Origin of the sequence: Flagellimonas lutimaris (assembly GCF_003581615.1) — a bacterium.
In the GTDB taxonomy this organism is placed as follows: domain Bacteria; phylum Bacteroidota; class Bacteroidia; order Flavobacteriales; family Flavobacteriaceae; genus Flagellimonas; species Flagellimonas lutimaris.
This window is the reverse complement of the sequence record NZ_QXFH01000076.1, coordinates 154,124-172,813: the sequence shown is the minus strand read 5'-3', so window position 1 is coordinate 172,813 and position 18,690 is coordinate 154,124. Positions and strand designations below refer to the sequence as shown.

Below are 18,690 nucleotides of genomic sequence, written 5' to 3'. Positions count from 1 at the left end.
TACCTGAACAAATGGTTCAAGCAAGTTTGATTTATATTGATGTTATTATCATTATTCCAAAGTTGTACCGTCTTCAAATATAATTTTTTCAGGCTCCCAAATGACTTTTAGGTCTTTCAGATCTTTGTTTTTTAGAGCTTGGTCTTCATCATTAAACCGATTGTAATCCGTTGTTGCATTCCAATTAACCTCTTGACGGGCAGGTATGGGTTGATCATAAACAAAGTCTAGGGATTTAATTTCATCGTCGAACAAATTGGTAAATGTTATGCCGCCTTTAATGGCCCGGATATTTTTATCGGATTTATTTTGAATCACGAATTTGTAGGTTATAAAGTCTTCATAGTCACCTTCCGAGAACCCTTTTTGATAACACGAAACCATTACCGATTGATTGAGCCGTTTAATTCTTTCTGCCTCTTCCTTGGCTGCTTTTTCCGCTAGGGCCCTTTGTTCGGCTTCTACTTTTTCCTGTTCTTTTTTCCACTCCTTGCCATCCTCCAGGATTTCTGCATAGGTCATATCTTCAAGTTCTTTTTCCTGTAGTTTCAATCGTAACATCGACCCTGCTAACAATTGAAACTCGGTTGTGTCAAGTTTGGATTCTATGGCTTTTAAATCTTCTTTTGCGGTTTCTTCATTGAACTTTTTATCCAATGCGGAGTTACAGGACATGAATAAAGCCGTAACCCCAATAAGTATAAGTTGTTTCTTCATTTAAGTTTCCTTTTAAATCAATGGAAACTAAACTAGATAAATTGTCAACAATGCCATTACGGAAAAACGTAACAGCAGATTGTTTTAAGAGAAGATTTTAATTTATGATTTAAAATTAAAAAGAGACAAGATTACTATTCAAGGTTGATGATCATGGATAATAACCATCTCAGAATTGTACATAGTTGGCAAAACTATTTCATTTATATATCCAACAAGCAATTACTCCGTAATGAGAACAAGTTTTCCCTTAATCATCCTCTTTCAGTGTTCTGATGTTTTGGATATCAGTAAACTTACTTTTTTTCATGTGACAGTTAAAATTAAAGTGACCTCCTCCCGTTAAACCGGACAGTTTAAAACTGGAGAACGAGTACATCGAAATGAATCTAAATAGCCCGGATTCTCTAGTTATGACCGGTACCTAATTTTGGGAGGAGGTCAAAAGTTGGGAAATTCTAATTTTAAGCTGTCTTCTTTTAGGTAAGGCTACACTAATATCCTTCCTTGTTTAGATTAAGGTAAATTCCTTAAACCTACAAAATGCATTGGCCAGTTTAATCTGATATGGACTTTTGCACTCTGCTTCAAAAATAGCTGGATTGGCTATCATAATAAAACGAGTTCGTGCTCTCGATACAGCAACATTGAACCGGTTGGGGCTAAATAGAAAGTCCATTCCACGTGGTGCCTCCTCTAAACTGGACGTAGCAACAGAATAAATAATCACCGGTGCTTCTTGTCCCTGGAACTTATCCACTGTACCTACTTCCATTTCGGGCAAACGCTGTTTAATCGCTTGCACTTGGGCGTTGTAAGGGGTAATGATTTTTGTGTCTGCAGTCGTCAAGGGTTTTTCTATGCCATACTCATTGATTAAACGCACATCACCAGTGGTAAGTAGAGTCACGATTTCCAACACTTTTTCAACCTCTTCTATGGATGAGTTCGTGTTTCCGGTATGTTCTACTTTTTCAAGGTATAGACCCGCACCTGCATACCTTGAATCGATTATTTGCTGTTGGTCAAGATGCTCTTTTGATTTTAAACGGTTTTCATAGAAAAGCTCAGATACGAAAGCATTGATAGACGAATGCATGCGCCAAGTTTCACCTAGAAATATTCCTTGCTCATCAGAAATGGTTTTCTCACCCTTTAGCACATGCTCTAAGGCAGATACTTCAGAACCGTCCGGATGAACACCTTGTTGAGGTTGTTTCAATTGTTGGGGGTCCCCGAGGAGCACGAGGTTTGAACACGAATGTGATACAGCAAGTGTGTCGATCAAAGATAGCTGACCGGCTTCATCCACAAAAAGGTAATCTATACTATCTTCATAGGGTGGTTTGCTCCACATAAATGACGTTCCGGCAATTACGTCTGCTATCCCTATCATTGCTTGGATTATATTTTCGTCATTGCTTACTGTCCATGGAGAAGGATTAACTGGGTCCGGTTCAGTTTTTTGGATCATTTGAATATCAAAAGCAGCTTCCTGGGCTCTTTTGTGTACTTGTTTTAAAAGATTTGTAATCACTTTATGGCTCAGTGCAGTGATGCCGATTTTTTTGCCTTGCTGAGCCAAGCGGACAATAATTTGGCTACCCGTATAACTTTTACCGGCACCAGGAGGGCCTTGAACAGGGAGATAGCTATGGTCAAGTTTGCTGGCAAAGTCAAACGATTTTTCCAGAATGTCGTTATGGTTCTCTAATTCTTCGTTTAAGCTAGGAGGGACATTCATAAGCATTTGTCGAGCAGCTCGGTACTTTTCATCTACACTATCAATACCATTTTCTACTACCCATTCTGCTAAATCGATGATTGCTTCTTCTTTAGTTCTTGAATTGACACTCTCTAGGCTGATTACAGAAAAGGGGTGGGGGAGGTCGATTTTGGATGGTCCCTTTTTAATTCTCAGTACACCCGCATCACTATCAATCTCATGAATACTCCCTGGCTTGTTATTTTCTTGATCTTCCAATGAATTACCAGGACGTAAATCGCATTCCTGTGGGGGGAATGTATATGTATCTAACACGCTCTTCTTTATTGGTTCCCTTTCACCTGTATATTGAAGAAAGGAAATGGCTTTTCGCTCTTCTAACAGTTCATCTTCAGGTAGCTCTTTCAACCTAAAAAACTCCCACCAAAACGATTTTTTCTCTCTTCGATACCAATCCAACATGTGCGCTAGAATGAATCGTGCCTGTTCAGTGTTGGTTCGTTCAGTTTTTATTGGGGATACACCATCAAGTAGAGCCTCCATTATCGGTTCTATACGTTCCTGATGATCGGTGATAGTCTCGCTAGCTTGACCATCCCCATCTTCAGGTCGGGTAATATTAGCACCTTCTGCGATAAGAATTGCTCGAATACCCTCAAGCCATTCTTGAAGCCTTACCAAGGATTCACAGTCATCTTGATTGTAGAGTTGTACGGCATCTGCTGTTTCCTTGGTGAGTTTGTCAATGTTCCCGGTTTGAAGCAGTAATTCCAGTTGCGATTTGTGGCTTGATAGGTCCCTTAAATCCATCTTACGTTCATAACCAAAGAATATTTCCAAATCTTTGATTGAGTATTTCTCCACGCTAGCTCGAATAGATTGCCGAACCACACTATAGAGATCTACAAATGTGTTTGATCTCAAGAATGTGTCAATTTCATTTTCACGTGATGCGTATTTACCCATAAGCCGCTTTAAAGCAGTCACTTCATAAGGGGCATAGTGGTATATATGGAGTTTAGGGTCTTCTTGTTTTATGGCATATGCAAAGTCAATGAATTGTTCAAAAATGGCTTTTTCTTCCACTTCATTTTTAGCCCACAAAACATGATATATCCCTTTGTGTACATAACCAATCATGTATTCAAGACCATCAGGTTCAACCATACGGTCGCCTTCAAAATCAAGATAGATATCATTTGCTGAGGGTTCCGGTAACTTATTCAATCCTTTGCCTTCTTCTATGTCTAGAGTCTCGTAGATTGGTTTATTTCCATCTTCTCTACTTAGATACTGGATACGTGCTTGTTCACGTAGCTTGTTGTAGGTCTCTTTTACGCCTTTGGAAGGATCAAAAGGGACAGGTAAAGAAAGGTTCGCCAATTTTTCAAGCGTATTTACATCATTTAACCTAAACTCTTTTATTTGGGATTTTCCCATCCCCGCAACAAAGGTTAAGTGGTCATCTTTTCTTCTCACCGTGTTGCAATACTTCCACCATCTACAGATGTCGCAATGGGTCACAGGTTCCGGATAGGTTTCATATTCATTGGCAATCGCATCTTCTAGGTTTCGTTTTACCAATCTGATATATGCAGCGTTTTCATCATAGCGATAGCGTTCTTCACCCTCCGGCTTAATTACTCCCATATACTCTGGTGTTATTCCTTGGATTTTGGCTACACGTTCTGAGTAAAGACCAATCTGTAATATTGTCCCAGCTTTGGTTTCATTGGCCAACTTGGTATCCCACACCTCGTATGACCAGGTTCCCAAATTGCTTGGTGTTTCTACTTTAATCAAAAAATCAGCCCAGCCACTCCATTTACCCTCTTCTTTTAAACGCGCTTGGTAGATGACATCTGCCCCAGCATCCATAGCTTCTATTGTTTTCTTTTCGGCATGAGGGTCTTCAGTGCTTATCTCTGTTATCGTGTTTCCTTGTTCTTTAAGTTCTTGCAAGTGATTCTCCTCAAACGCTATTCCCTTGTCCTTAAGCATTTTCAAAACGTGGTTCGGATATACTTCTGGATCTGTGATTTCACCTCTTGCATTTCTTTTATTAAGCTGAGTAAGATGTTTACAGCTACTATGAGAAGAAAGGTCGGAAGGACTGTAAAGAATATGGTTGTTTTTGTTCTTCATATAAAAGTTTGAAAAGGGCTATTTATTGACAAGATTATTTTCAGCGACAATTAGTATGCATTTATGTCCAAAAATTTACCTAACTGCCCTGGTTATGAGTAGTTGCCTGGTTTAGCACTTAACTTTGCAAGTATACTCCAAACTGAAAATCCGTGAGGATTTTCAGAGATAAGCGAGAACAAGCAACTACTTATGTAAATTGTTAACCACGGTTTTTATTCCGAGTTTTCTTCCGTTTCCCAAATCTCTGGAAAGTCGATTTCATTATCTTCTACGTCTATATTTTCCTTGATTTTAGATAATATTTCGTTTTCTCTTTTAGCGATGAAAGTTTTGTATTGGGAATAATCAAAAAGAGACTTATCGATTAAGGACTTTTCAAGGATTGCCTCGCCTACATCCGCAAAGTAGTCTTTTGGATGTTTGTTTGATTTGTTTTGGTTCTTTGTTTTGGCTAAAATCCAAAAATTCCCAATCGTATCAATCTCAGACCATTCATACTCTTTTTCTCTCAGAATTGATTTGGGAAATATGTGGTCTATTTCAGGGGAATTCTTTTTGTATTTAACCTTGGTTCCTTGCATTCCTTGAAGGAGATGTAAAGTTAGATGTCTATTCCGCTGTAATAGCTTAATGTCAAAACGGTTATATCCTTCCCAATAATTTGCCCACCAAATTGAATTATCTAAAGGAAACGAATTGTCATTTTTCTCTGCTAATGGTTTAAGCTCTTCTCGTATAAATTTACCAATTCGACTATCTCCATAACGACTAAATGGCTTTGTGAAGCTAAAGATATATAAAGCTTTTTTTAGATTTCCAATTTCACTATTCGGCACCAAATTGTCTTTAGTGTATGACAAATAATAGACAATTGGAATAAGGTTTAGATTACCCCCAATTAAACCACTATTGAGGATATTTAGGTCATCACCCATAAAGTCAACCAATGACCGTATAGCATTACAAGTTCGTTCATAGTTACTTTTTACTTTCTTAACATTTGAATGTTTACGAAGTAGGTCAACATCAAATTTCGAACCCATATTTGAAACTGCAAAAAGTGAACGAATAACGAAATCAATATCAATTCCCAAATTGTTTCCATCATTCATTTCTTTTATGAATTCTGGTAGTTCTTCTGCTGATTCTTTCCAGTTTAATTTAAGCATACTGAAAATCAAGTCAGAACGGCTCAATGCAATTCCTTGTCGATTAACCCTTACAAATGCTTCTAAAATGTCAGATTCAGTTTTTCTGTCTTGGCTGTCTCGAGATTTGTTTTCATCGATAGTTGAAATCTTAAGAATATTGGAATCATTGGTAATAGAATGCACTAATTTGTTCATGTTAAGTTCAACAGTCAGAACCTCTTTGTCCGTAAGGTTGTAAGTCTCTTTCCATTTGTTTTTTAAATGCAGTCTGCCTTCTGGTGATGAGTTAAGAATCTCTTTCATAGATACAAAGATTGAAGTGTCTTCTACATCTTTTAATTCTTCTTCCGTTTCTTCTTCTTGTTTTCTTAGCTCAATCGATTTTTGATTCAACTCTTGAACTTTATTGGTGTCAAGAAATCTAAAAATGTAGAAAACCTCCCTGAAATCGTCGGCTTTTTTACCACTTAAGATATCAAAAAACATTTTTTTACCGTCAAGTGTTCCTTCCAACGCTAAATAAAGTGATTGCAGTCTTTGCTGACCGTCTAAAACGAGTTTTATCCTTCTATTTTCATCGTTATCTTTAAACGAATACTTAATCTCCTTGTGAAAGTCCTTATTGAATTCTCTGTATTTAATGTTTAAATATGTTTCCCAAAGCAGAGCAATTCCTAAAGGATATCCTCTCATTATTGAATCAAACATCATAGTTATCCTTTGTTCATTCCAAACAAAATCTCTTTGAATAGCAGGTAATACTATTTCGTCATTTTCAATTTGGGCTATAAGATTGCTTATCATTCTATTGAGGTTGGTTTATATTGTGGGTAATGGTCTTGTATATGTAAAGTAGCGGATTAAAATTTACTAACTTTTCGGTTTTGCGCTGATCTTTGTTTTATCACTTAAACCACGACCCCTCATACTTATTGTTACGCTTTTGTACTTTTTACTTTGATTGTTTTCTGAGTCCAATTACCGCACTAGGAATATCTTGTTCAGCTTTTTCATTGCTCCATTCTTTCCAAAAGTCAATTGTTGCACTTTGAGGTTTAATAGTTGGCTCATCTATTAATATTCTTGTCGGCAAAAGAGATGAGTCTCCAACGACTAGAGCTTCTCCTATATCTAAAATTGGTAAAACATCTGTTAGTCCAGAAAGATTATCTGGCAGTAGTCTTTTTATAACTGATTGGTCTTCTGCATTTGATAACCTTAGTGATATGAAATTGTTACATTGACTAAGAACTGTTCTGTTAACCTCTGCTGGTCTTTGACTTATGACAGTTAGACTAACACCATATTTCCTTCCTTCTTTTGCAATTCTTTCAAAATTCTTTAAACCAAGTTCGGAAGCAGAATCTTGACTTGTCCTTTCGGGAATGTATAAATGAGCTTCATCACACAATAAGCAAATAGGATGTCTTTTATCATTTGCTGTCCATTGCTGAACAGTGAAAACTATTCTAGCTACCAATCCAATAACAAGTGGTAAAACGTCTGAAGGAACCTCCGAAAAATCAATAACTTTTACACCTGATTTTTGGTCATTGTGTTTAGAACCTTGCATTAATGAATTACATAAACTATTCATCCAGTCAATATCTAACTCATCATTTGATATTTGAAATAAGAAACCTAGTCTTTTGTCTTGACTTTTTGCCTCTAACCTTTGTACGAATCTTGTCAATTTTCCATTGAATGGTCCTGCTTTGTCTGAACCTGGTCTTGTCCCGGGAACTCGTTCTTCATCTAGAGCTTTTAATTTGTTCAATACGTTTTCAATTTTATATGGTATGGGACTATCGATAGTTATTGAATCTCTAAATTCGGTATCTCCAATAGAATCTAAATAAGCTAATTTTTCTTCAAAGACTATTTTCGAAAATAGCATTGCTTGATTAGGTGCATTACTGTCACTTCTATCAAGTAGCATTGCTAACATTTCTTCATAAGTCAAAAGCCAATAAGGAAGCATTAAAACACCGTTTTGCAGATTACCAGTTTTCCCCAAGTCAGAAGGGTTAGCAACTCTTGAGTGTTGTATTCCATTGGTTTTAAATTCCTCACCACTATATTCACCGTGAATATCAAAAAGAATTGAATTTGCCATTGGAAGTTTTGCAATTTGTTCAACCAATTTTGCTACGCACCAAGATTTTCCAGAGCCAGTACTTCCAACTATTACAGCGTGTCTTTGAAAAAGTTTGTCTCCATCCAAATACGCATCTGCATTTTCATCAATTGAGTACTTACCAAGTGAAAGAGGAATATCATAATTTTCCTTCGATGATATTGTACCCATAAACTTTGTAATATTTTCTCCGTCAATAGGAAAACAGTTTGCTTCAATTTCAGGAACTGTATCTAACGTTCTTTTGAATACATTTTCTTTCTGTCCGTGCTTATCTATTAAAGTGCCAATTAGGTTAACTTTTAAGATGTTTTCTGTTAGCAAAAAATTGGTTAGACCTAAATCATCTGAGACTGGATTCTTGTCATCGGATACTTTTCTTGTAATTCGGTTGATGATACCAATTAGATGTTGTCCAGCTTTTGAACTTTTTATAGCAATTAAATGATTTACCTGCAGCTTTCGAAGCTTTTCAAGTTCTTCAACTTTCACGATTAGAGTAGAAGTGTCAACACTAAAAACCGTACCGATTTTTATGGATTCTTCAAATTGGAATATAGCCATGATTCTGTTTATGAAATGATTAGTTTTAAATATTCTCCTAATTCCCAGTAACTAGTATCTTCAATTACAAATTCTCCAAATTTGGAAGAATAAATTTTGGTGTCTTTATAATTAGCCTCTTCGATAAGCAAGTACTTTTGGCATTTATTATCAATGATTGATTGTTTAGTTTTTTCAGTAAGTTCTTTTGTTATTACAACAATTGGCTTATTGTTTTTTATTTGTTCAATTAGTTTTGGTTGAACATGAGTGTCATTAAACCCATAGCCAATACATAAAAACCCATTTGCATTCTCAATTTCAGAGTCTGCTTGTGTGAAAATTGTTCTATAAGGTTCATTATGTGTCTCCGAATATTTGCTTAAGCCTGGTGTTACAATTAAAGGTCGATAGTCTTTAGGAATACTTTGTCTTAAGGGAAGTTGAATATTTTCATCTTCATTAGATTTAAACCAGTCTAACGAACCGTGAACTTTCCATATGTTTACTTGTCCTTTATATCCGTTTAAAGATGCTAAATTATTGGATTGAATATTGTTTGAGAAGTGTCCAATATGACTTTGAGCATAACCACTACATACAATCGCTTTGGCAAGACTAGTAGCATATTCAGCTAACCTATCATAGTTCGTTGTTACAACTGAAACTTTTTTACCTGCTGTGTCTAAGAAATATTTTAATAACTCGGCTAAGGGAAATTCAATTTCTTTGTTGATAATTTTCTCGTACGCTTTTAAATCTGATTCATTGACAAGTTCCCAAGTTTTATCAACGATTTCAGCAAGTACATTGGTTCTTAATTGAAGTTTTGTAAGTGTTTTTTCTAAATCACCAGTTTTGTCAAATTCGTCTTTAAATTTTTCAAATTGAGCTTGGTCATTAGAATCTGTAAAACTTATTGAACTTTTCAAAAAATCCCCCAAAGTCCACATTGAAGGAAGTTTAAAAGGAACAGAAGCTCCGCTTCCAAGAACAATTAGAGGAATATTATTTGTCCAAGTTTGTAATTGTTTTAATACAGCTTCTTTTTCTTTATTCATCCATTTTTTGTTTTATACTCGGTGTTTTTCAATATTAAGAACAACTTTCTAGGCTATGAGTAGTTGCGTACGTTAGTACTTAACTTTGCCAGTGCGCACCAAACTGAAAATTCTGGAGAATTTTCAGAAGTAGGTGAGAACAAGCAACTACTTTTAACCATTGTTATGTGTAGTGCTTTATTCACTAATTATTTCGTTTAGATAAGCCAATAACCAAATCGTAATTCCAGTTTTGACTTTTAAACTCCTAACTTGATTTTCTGTAATTCCGACATTTGGTTGATGAACATTGCATAAAATCGAATAACAATCACATACATATTTTATCTCATTTTTGGTAAAATCTTCTAACATTCCATATTCAAATTGAGATGTAAAAAACTCAATTTTCTGCTCTCTTTTAATTCGTACGTGAATTAGTTTTTGTTTTCCATTTTTATATTTCATAAACTCTTTCTCAAACATTTCTTCATCTTTCAATTTCTCAATTGGTGCGAGAATGTCGTCAATTAAATATTCCAAAATTGTACGCAAAGAAATTAAGCAATGTCTTAATCTGTCAGGATTTGAATTGTTTTCGAGTGCGTGATTTGCTCCATACCACAGATTATCAAGCCCAAGTTTTTCCAAATATGGCACAAGATTTTCTGCCAAAATTTCTTCTTTGGTTTTTATGTCTTCATCGGTCAAATTTGTAACTAAACTTTCTTTAAATTCCTCTGCGGATTTTAAATTTAGAATTTCAAGGTCTGTTATAAATCCAAATTGTAATTCAGGATTATTCTTTAACCTTTCACCAATGTTCCCAATGTTCCTTAAACTTTCAAGTAGTTCGGAATTTAATAATGGTTTAAACTTTGGAATATCAAACTTTTGAAAAATATAAGTTGGTATTTCTATCTTTGGAAGTAAGGATTTGAATTTGTTTTGTGTATCAATCATTCGCTGAACACTTTCAGGCAATGCAAATCTGTCGGCAATTTTACCCATTTCTATCAGTTTAGAATTCATTCCTTTCAATTTTGACATTTTATCCAAAATGTTTTCTTCCATTACATACAACAGTTTTATATAATGAACTTATTTGAGCATACATTTCCAATGTGGTTGGCTTGGTCCAGGTTTTGCTTTTTTAAAATACCTGATATCAAAGCTACAAGGTTTCTTAAGACAGAATCGAACTAAAAGTAAGAAATACCAATCAGGAAGAAATACGGCATTCTGTAAGGAAAGTAAACTTGTTATTTTTGTTGCCTCAAGGCCGGATGTTTGTTCCATATTCCTTTTCAAATTCTGAAAAAAAATCTTGCAAGGAACAATTTTCAAAACGACAAATACTGTAAACAGTGGTTAAAGGAATATTGTAGCCGTCTAATTGTTTAATTTTACTTAAAGTTGATGAAGTAATCCCACAACCTTTGGAATATTCATTTTGTGAGATTTCGTTGCCGTCTTTATCATAAAATGGGCTAAAGAATTTTTTAGTGATAAAATTGCATAAATACTTATTCACTAAAGCGTTTATCTTTTTTAATTCTATTTTATTTGAATTACTCTTTGGCAACTTGTTTACTTTATTCAAAAAAAGAGGTTCACAAAAAAATATCTGTTCGCGATAGCAAATGATTATAAAAATTTGCTATCTTGCCATTGTTATAAATACATTTGCGATTCTTCTAAAAGGAAAATACTAGAAGCATTCGCTTTGAATCTCGCCATTGAAAACTGGTAATTTTTGCAACGAGATGATAAGCAGTTTGCTCACGACCCGGGCGTGAGCTCGCTTATTGTTGCAAGGTATACCAGTACCCCAATGGCAATGAGTTGAGTTTTCACGCCCAACTTGTTTCTTGGCGTTTGGTTTTATTTTTTTCGATGTGTCGCTTACCTTTTATGGTTATGGGAAACATTTGGCAACTTTTTAATGTGGGGTTCACATCGTGTTTTTGTCCTGTTTTTGGGACATCGCACTCGGTGTTCGATATCCTGTTTCGTAAGAAGCCCAAGAATCCCATTTAATTGATGTTGTGACTATAGTTGTGGGATATCCGTTTTATTGTTTCTGGATTCGTTTTATCTCTTTGTCCCATGACTGACGTATACACTTTTGGGGTATCCGGCCCTAATCCATTTTCATAGTCCATTTCTTTTTTAGGAGTCCTATCTCTAGGTACAGCTTGTGCCTGGACAGGGTGTTCTTTGCCTGAACCTTGGCCCTTATAAGTTACGATTTTGTGGTGACTTGAGGGCAGTGTAAATAAAAAACCTCCAGACAGGGTCGTAGCTGTCCAGAGGTGTGATTCAATAAACACAAACTGTTTAATCAAACTATCTCAAAATTATGAAGAATTTATCTTTTTATGTCAGCAGGACCGTCCTGCTCTTACTGTTTTATTTAGTATTGGCTCCATGGCATTCATCTAATGTCTTGGCCGGTACGAAAATCATGCGTTTTCAGACCATGGTATCGGGTACCGTTACCGATATGGATGGCAATCCGTTGCCTGGTGTCAACATTGTAGTTGAGGCCACTGGTACCGGTACCATTTCCGATATGGACGGCGGCTTTCGTATCGCTGCTTCCGATGGGGATGTGCTGGTCTTTTCCATGGTGGGATTTAAATCACAATCCGTTCCACTGTCCGGTAGGGATGACATTCGTATCTTCATGGTAGAGGATGTGACCGCCTTGGGTGAAGTGGTGCTCAATGCGGGTTATTATAAGGTCTCCGAAAAGGCGCGTACCGGTAATATTGCCACCGTTACGTCCGATGTTTTGGAAAAGCAACCCGTGGCCAACCCCTTGGCGGGTATGCAGGGGCATATGTCAGGGGTCAACATCGTCCAGAATACCGGGGTTCCCGGAGGTGGGTTTTCCGTGGAGGTCCGGGGGCGGAATTTTCTAAATGGGGCTTCCGATCCCTTATTTATTGTGGATGGGGTGCCCTTTGGTTCCCAGTCCTTGGGAGCGGCCCGGGTTTCCAATCAGATCGTGGGAGGGGATATCAGTCCGCTAAATGCTATCAATCCCAGTGATATTGAAAGCATCGAAGTTTTGAAGGATGCGGACGCCACTGCCATTTATGGTTCCCGGGGGGCCAATGGCGTGGTGTTGATCACCACCAAGAAGGGTAGGGCCGGAAAGACGCGTTTTGATGCCCACCTGAGTACCACCCTTGGTGAAGTGTCCAACTATTTGGAGCTTCTGGATACGCCACAGTACTTGGAATTGCGAAGGGAAGGTATTGCCAATGATGGGTTTCAGGACCTGTTCGAAGGTCCCATCTTTGATTTTTTCTGGCCCGATCTTAAGACTTGGGATCAAGATCGGTATACGGATTGGCAGGAAGAACTTATCGGAGGTACGGCATACCGTAACAATGCACAACTCTCGGTGTCCGGGGGCAATGATTTGACCCAGTTCTTGGTCAGTGGCGCTTATCAAAAGGAGACCACGGTCTTCCCCGGGGATTTTAAATACGAGAGGGCGAGTGTTCACTCCAATCTGAACCATAGATCGGAGAATGGGCGTTTTATGCTCAATTTGTCCACGAGTTACAGCCAAGAGAACAACCAGTTGCCCAGTGGCGATTTTACGGCACAGGCCTATACCTTGCCACCCAATGCCCCGGCACTTTTTGATGAAGAGGGGAATTTGAACTGGGAGAACAATACCTGGGACAATCCCTTGGCCATTTTGGAGGAATCCTATGTGGTCGGTTCAAAAACCCTGATATCCAATGCGGTGCTTTCGTATGCGATACGACCCAATTTGGAACTGAAATCCAGTTTCGGGTATACCAATTACCGCTTGGATACCTATCGGACCATGCCCAGCTCGGCCAGAAATCCAGGTTTTGGGCTTACCCCACAGAATTATTCCAGTCTCATGACCAATGGTTCCCAAAGGGAGTCGTGGATCATTGAGCCACAATTGAACTGGCGAAAGGAATGGGACGGAGTTTCAATGGATGTGCTATTGGGAACCACATTCCAACAGGAGACCTCTGAACAATCGGTGCTGAGGGGCCGTGGGTTCCCCAATAATGAATTGATACGGAACATGGCAGCCGCTGAAACTTTGGAGGTACTTTCCAATTCCGATAGCGAGTACCGATACAACGCGGTATTTGGACGGGTCAATCTTAACGTTTTGAATCGATATTTACTTAATCTGACGGGAAGACGTGATGGCTCCTCCCGTTTCGGGCCCGGTAGACAGTTTGGAAATTTTGGTGCGGTGGGATTGGCCTGGATCTTTTCGGAGGAATCCATCTTTGGAGCGGATTCCCCATTGAGTTTTGGGAAACTGCGTGCCAGCTATGGGACCACGGGAAGTGATAATATCGGGGATTACCGCTTCTTGGATACCTATTCGGTCACTGGGAACAATTACAATGGGGTGACCGTGGTGGAGCCTACGGGCATATTCAACCCCCAATTTGGTTGGGAGGAAAACAAAAAACTGGAAGCTGCCCTGGAGCTGGGTTTTTTTAAGGATAGGGTGATGGTCAATGCTTCTTGGTACCGAAACCGTTCCTCCAACCAGTTGGTCGGCATACCCTTGGCGGCCACCACGGGCTTTTCCTCTTTGACGGGGAATTTTGATGCCATTGTGGAAAACACAGGTGTGGAGATTGATTTGAACACGGTGAATATCAGGTCCGGTAAGTTCGGTTGGACCACCACATTTAATTTGACGATACCCAAAAACAAGCTAGTGGCCTTTGATGGCTTGGAAACTTCCACATTCGCCAATCGATATGTACTGGGGGAACCCTTGACCATCGTCAATTTGTACCAGTCCTTAGGGGTCGATCCTGAGACGGGATTGTACCAATTCGAGGACTATAATGGCGATGGTAATATCAGTAGTTCAGAAGACCGGGAATGGATCGAGGACCTGGCACCGGACTTTTATGGGGGACTTGGCAATACCTTTAAATGGGGAGATCTGACCTTGGATGTGTTCTTCCAGTTTAAAAAGCAAAAGGCCTATAATGCATTGCGGTACAATGCCTCCCCTGGATGGCAGACCAATTCCTTGGTGCAGTTGTACGATCGTTGGCAGGAACCTGGGGATATCACGGATATTCAACGCGCTTCCAGTGGTCTGGATTTAAGCAACAATCAAGGGGCCTTGCAGCAAGAGAGCAATGCCGCGGTATCCGATGCTTCCTTTGTTCGGTTGCGCAATATATCCCTGAACTATAAAGTACCTGGTTTGGACAATGGATTGGATATCAATGTCTATCTCCAAGGGCAAAACCTATGGACACTTACCGATTATCTGGGACCAGATCCGGAACAGCCCTCCAATATTCGGTTGCCCCCTTTAAGGCAGCTTACGTTAGGGCTTCAATTTAGTTTTTAACCTTTAAAAAAATACTATGAGACGAATAGAACAACTATTATATTTGATTAAGAAGGGTGGTATGGTCATTTTGGAACAGGTGGTCTTTGGCCATTGCCTAGTATTAGTGGCCCTAGGCCTTTCCCTATGGGGATGCTCCGATTTTGTGGAAGTTGACCCACCGAAGAACACCTTGATTTCCGAAACTGTTTTTGATGATGCTGCCACCGTGGAATCCGCATTGGCCAACCTGTATTTCGAGATGAGGGAGCAGGGGATGGTTTCGGGCAGTTTTGGCCTGACCACAGGTATGGGCATTTACGCCGATGAACTGGATTATTTCGCCTCCAATGCGGACTATTCCCAATTGTACCAACATAATGTTATCGCTGGGAACAACCTTGTCTTTACTTGGTGGAGCCAGGCCTATCACCTGATTTATAGTGCCAACGATATCATCAAGGGCGTGGAAGCATCGGAGAATCTTACCGATGATGAAAGGAAACGGTTCAAGGGACAGGCTCTGTTCGTAAGGGGCTATATCCATAGTCTATTGGTGGGGGTTTACGGGGATGTACCGTATATCACCACAACGGATTATGTGGAGAACAATGACGTAAACCGTATGGCGGTTGGCGAAGTTTATGAACGGGTCATTGCCGATTTGAATGACGCCGTGGTACTATTTGAAGAGAGCGGGATGGATGCTACTGGAAGGATTCTTCCTGATGCCCATGTGGCAAAAGCATTATTGGCCCGAATGTACCTGTATACGAAACAATGGGAAAAGGCGGTAACCCATTCCACGGAGCTTATCGGTGCCTTTGTGTTGGAGCAGGATTTGGATCGTGTTTTTTTAAAGGATTCCCCTGAAACCATCTGGCAGCTGAAAGCCGATGCCGATTTTCCGAAGAATACCAGGGAGGCGGGGCAGTTGATCATTCAGGGCATTCCGGGACAGACCTATGCCCTGACAGATGACCTCTTGGGCGCCTTTGAGACCGATGACCTGCGACGTGATCATTGGGTAAACAGTATCTCGGATGGGGACGGTACCATTACCCTCCACTATGCCTATAAGTACAAGGCCGATCTCAATGAAACGGTATCCTTGGAATACTCCATCTTATTTCGTTTGGCGGAACAGTATTTGATCCGGGCGGAAGCCAGGGCACGATTGGGAAATATCACCGGGGCACAGGCCGACCTTAATAGGATAAGGAACCGGGCCGAATTACCCGATACTGCATTCGGTACCCTTGATGGTCTTATGGAGGCCATCATTCAGGAACGACGGATAGAGCTCTTTACCGAACAGGGACATCGCTGGTTCGATTTGAAGCGTACTGGTCGTGCCGATAAAGTATTGGGGGCTTTAAAATCCAATTGGAAGCCTACGGATGTATTGCTTCCCATCCCAGAAGCCGAATTGGAAACCAATCCCAATTTATTGCCACAGAACAACGGTTATTAAAACAGGTTCCCTTGCCAATCGGGTGCATTTGATCCTGGTTGGCAAGGATACCACAATAACATATATAGATACCATGAAACAGCTTATATTTTATATCGTTATGGGAATCATGCCTTTCCTAGGATTTACCAGGGAGCCTGACTTTTTTTTATCCAAGTACGAGGGCGGAAATATCCCTAAGGAGCAGTCTTCTTTTTTGAGCACTACCCTTCGTGATGATCAGCTTTTTTTGACCATACCGGAGTCTCTTTTGGATACTCCCATGATGTTTGTCCGATATGATCATGTGCCAACACCCAAATACCTTCAAGTGGTCTGGGACTTACACGGGGATGACATCATATTGAAAATACCGCGGATCGAGTCTACCGCAGGTATCCTATTGCCGGTTAGGGAACGACTTGCACAGAAGGACAATATCATTGGTATTTATCCTGTGGAGCAGACGGGGGAGACGGTTGATGGTTATACCATAAATGCAACGGAGCTGCTCTTGAGTCAAGCTATCGAGTGGAATCCTAGGTATACGGAAACCCCTGTGCCGCAAATCAGTCTGGTCCTGGGGGCCAGGAACTGGGACAACGAGGTGGTCATTAAGGTGCGCAAGGGACTGGTCATGGGGAAATCCAGGATAGCGGTGCCCATGTTCTATGGGTTTGCCGCTTTGCCAATTCCCATGAAGTCCAGACGGTTTGATTACCGAATGGGTTTTTTTGATGATGCCATTGACCAAATCCATTTTGATCTGATCAACAAAAAGGCCAATATCACCCGATGGCGCTTGGAAAAGAAATTCAAGGACCGAGAGGTCAGTGTACCGGTGGAACCCATAACCTTTTGGATATCCCCTGATGTGCCCAAACCGTGGAGACTTTATATCAAAGCAGGGATAGAGGAGTGGCTTCCTGCTTTTGAGTCTGCCGGGTTCAAGGATGCCCTAGTGGTCAAAGAACTGGATAGTTTGGACCCCTGGCAAGCACACCGTATCCATTTCAATATGGTGCACTGGTCACAAAAAAAGTACCTGCGTGGTTCCGAGGAAGAGAACTATGGGGGAACTGTTGGCCAGGTGATTGATATCAGGACCGGGGAAATATTACGGGGAGATATTTTCATGGGTGCCTCGGCACGAACCGTAATGGAGAAGTATTTTGTAAGGGCGGCGCCCCTTGATCAAAGGGCTCAACGATTTCCCTTTCCCGAAACCCTGACCGGTCAATTGTTCCAAGTGATAGCAGCCCATGAAGCGGGTCATGCATTTGGACTGATAGATGGCAATTTTGGGGAGTTTACCTATCCTTGGGACAAGATGACCGATAGTATATGGCTTCGGAAGATGGGCCATACCCCCAGTATCATGAACTATACCCGATCGTCCAATATTCCGCAGCCAGAAGATAGTATACCTCCATCGCTATTATTGCAAAAAGTAGGGCCTACCGATCACTATAATATCCAATGGGCCTATACGGAATTCCCGAAAGAGACCACCAAGAAAGCGGAAGCGGAAGCCTTGGAGCAAATGATCAGGTGGCAAGATTCGGTACCCTGGTATCGGTTCAATTTTGGAAGGCTGGAAGTTAGTGGTCCCGCGGCCTCCAATGAGGTGGTGGAAACCAATAATCCGGTACAAAGTACCCGATTGGCGCTTAAAAACCTGGAAAGGGTCATAGGGATGTTGCCGGACGCCTGTCATGATCAAAATGACAATGCCCGATTGGAACGCTTATATGAGCGAACGGGATTGTTATGGTTGGATCATATGAAACATGTGTTGGCCCTGGTCGGGGGGTATGATATCCACTATAAATCCATTAGCCAACCAGGGCCGATGTATAACCCGTTGGATAGGGATATGCAGGAGGAAGCTTTGGACTTTCTGTTGTCCCATGCTTTTGATCCACCAAAGTGGTTGGTCAAACCAAGTTTTCATACAAGGACACGGTTTTCCACTTTTTCGGACAAGATCTTGGAACACCAGCGAATATTGCTTTTTGAACTCTTATCGGCCAATAGGTTGAAGCGACTGGAATATATGGAGTCTTTTTTAGGCTATGAAAACTTGGTTGTTACATTTTTGTCTAAACTACAATCAGGGCTGTTCCAAGAGCTGCGGTCAAAAACTTTTCCCATCGATGCAAGACGTCAGGAACTACAACAACTTTATATCGGAAGGGTCATTGGAATTCTCGAGAAAGAAGGCCCAGGTTTAGATGCCCAGGAACAATTCTTTATCCATTCCGACTATGCCAAGGGGTTACTGATGCAGCAACTGATAGAGTTAAAGAAAGAGATTAAGAACACATTAAAAAGAAACAAGAAAGGTCCCAATAGGGGGCACTGGCAATTGTGCTTAAGGAAAATCAATGCCATGGAATAG

The 18,690-nt window shown here is 40.1% G+C and carries 10 protein-coding genes; 3 read left to right on the top strand and 7 right to left on the bottom strand.

The window, feature by feature from the left end; translation table 11 throughout:
* Positions 1 to 51: 51 nt before the first annotated feature.
* The 7 genes from D2V08_RS13880 to D2V08_RS13850 form a co-directional block, all read right to left on the bottom strand.
* On the bottom strand, positions 52 to 717 hold the full coding sequence (locus tag D2V08_RS13880; protein WP_119608758.1) for a hypothetical protein: 666 nt from the start codon (positions 715 to 717) through the stop codon (positions 52 to 54).
* Between the two features lie 511 nt (positions 718 to 1,228).
* Complete coding sequence (locus D2V08_RS13875; protein WP_119608757.1) at positions 1,229 to 4,588, bottom strand: TM0106 family RecB-like putative nuclease; 3,360 nt, start codon at positions 4,586 to 4,588, stop codon at positions 1,229 to 1,231.
* A 215-nt stretch (positions 4,589 to 4,803) separates the two neighbouring features.
* The gene (locus tag D2V08_RS13870) at positions 4,804 to 6,546 is read right to left on the bottom strand and encodes a DUF262 domain-containing protein (RefSeq protein ID WP_119608756.1); all 1,743 of its coding nucleotides are present in this window, start codon (positions 6,544 to 6,546) and stop codon (positions 4,804 to 4,806) included.
* A 148-nt stretch (positions 6,547 to 6,694) separates the two neighbouring features.
* Complete coding sequence (locus D2V08_RS13865) at positions 6,695 to 8,443, bottom strand: ATP-binding protein (protein WP_119608755.1); 1,749 nt, start codon at positions 8,441 to 8,443, stop codon at positions 6,695 to 6,697.
* An 8-nt stretch (positions 8,444 to 8,451) separates the two neighbouring features.
* Positions 8,452 to 9,483, bottom strand: a complete 1,032-nt coding sequence (locus tag D2V08_RS13860; protein ID WP_119608754.1) for an SIR2 family protein — start codon at positions 9,481 to 9,483, stop codon at positions 8,452 to 8,454.
* Between the two features lie 177 nt (positions 9,484 to 9,660).
* A complete protein-coding gene (locus tag D2V08_RS13855; protein ID WP_245980590.1) occupies positions 9,661 to 10,536 on the bottom strand; it encodes a pPIWI-associating nuclease domain-containing protein in 876 nt (291 codons plus the stop codon).
* 202 nt (positions 10,537 to 10,738) lie between these two features.
* On the bottom strand, positions 10,739 to 11,065 hold the full coding sequence (locus tag D2V08_RS13850) for a helix-turn-helix domain-containing protein (protein WP_182835559.1): 327 nt from the start codon (positions 11,063 to 11,065) through the stop codon (positions 10,739 to 10,741).
* Between the two features lie 759 nt (positions 11,066 to 11,824).
* Here D2V08_RS13850 and D2V08_RS13835 point away from each other — a divergent pair.
* From D2V08_RS13835 to D2V08_RS13825, 3 genes are all read left to right on the top strand, one after another.
* Complete coding sequence (locus D2V08_RS13835) at positions 11,825 to 14,857, top strand: SusC/RagA family TonB-linked outer membrane protein (RefSeq protein WP_119608750.1); 3,033 nt, start codon at positions 11,825 to 11,827, stop codon at positions 14,855 to 14,857.
* A 16-nt stretch (positions 14,858 to 14,873) separates the two neighbouring features.
* The gene (locus D2V08_RS13830; protein ID WP_119608749.1) at positions 14,874 to 16,310 is read left to right on the top strand and encodes a RagB/SusD family nutrient uptake outer membrane protein; all 1,437 of its coding nucleotides are present in this window, start codon (positions 14,874 to 14,876) and stop codon (positions 16,308 to 16,310) included.
* Positions 16,311 to 16,383: 73 nt separating this feature from the next.
* Complete coding sequence (locus D2V08_RS13825) at positions 16,384 to 18,690, top strand: zinc-dependent metalloprotease (protein ID WP_182835558.1); 2,307 nt, start codon at positions 16,384 to 16,386, stop codon at positions 18,688 to 18,690.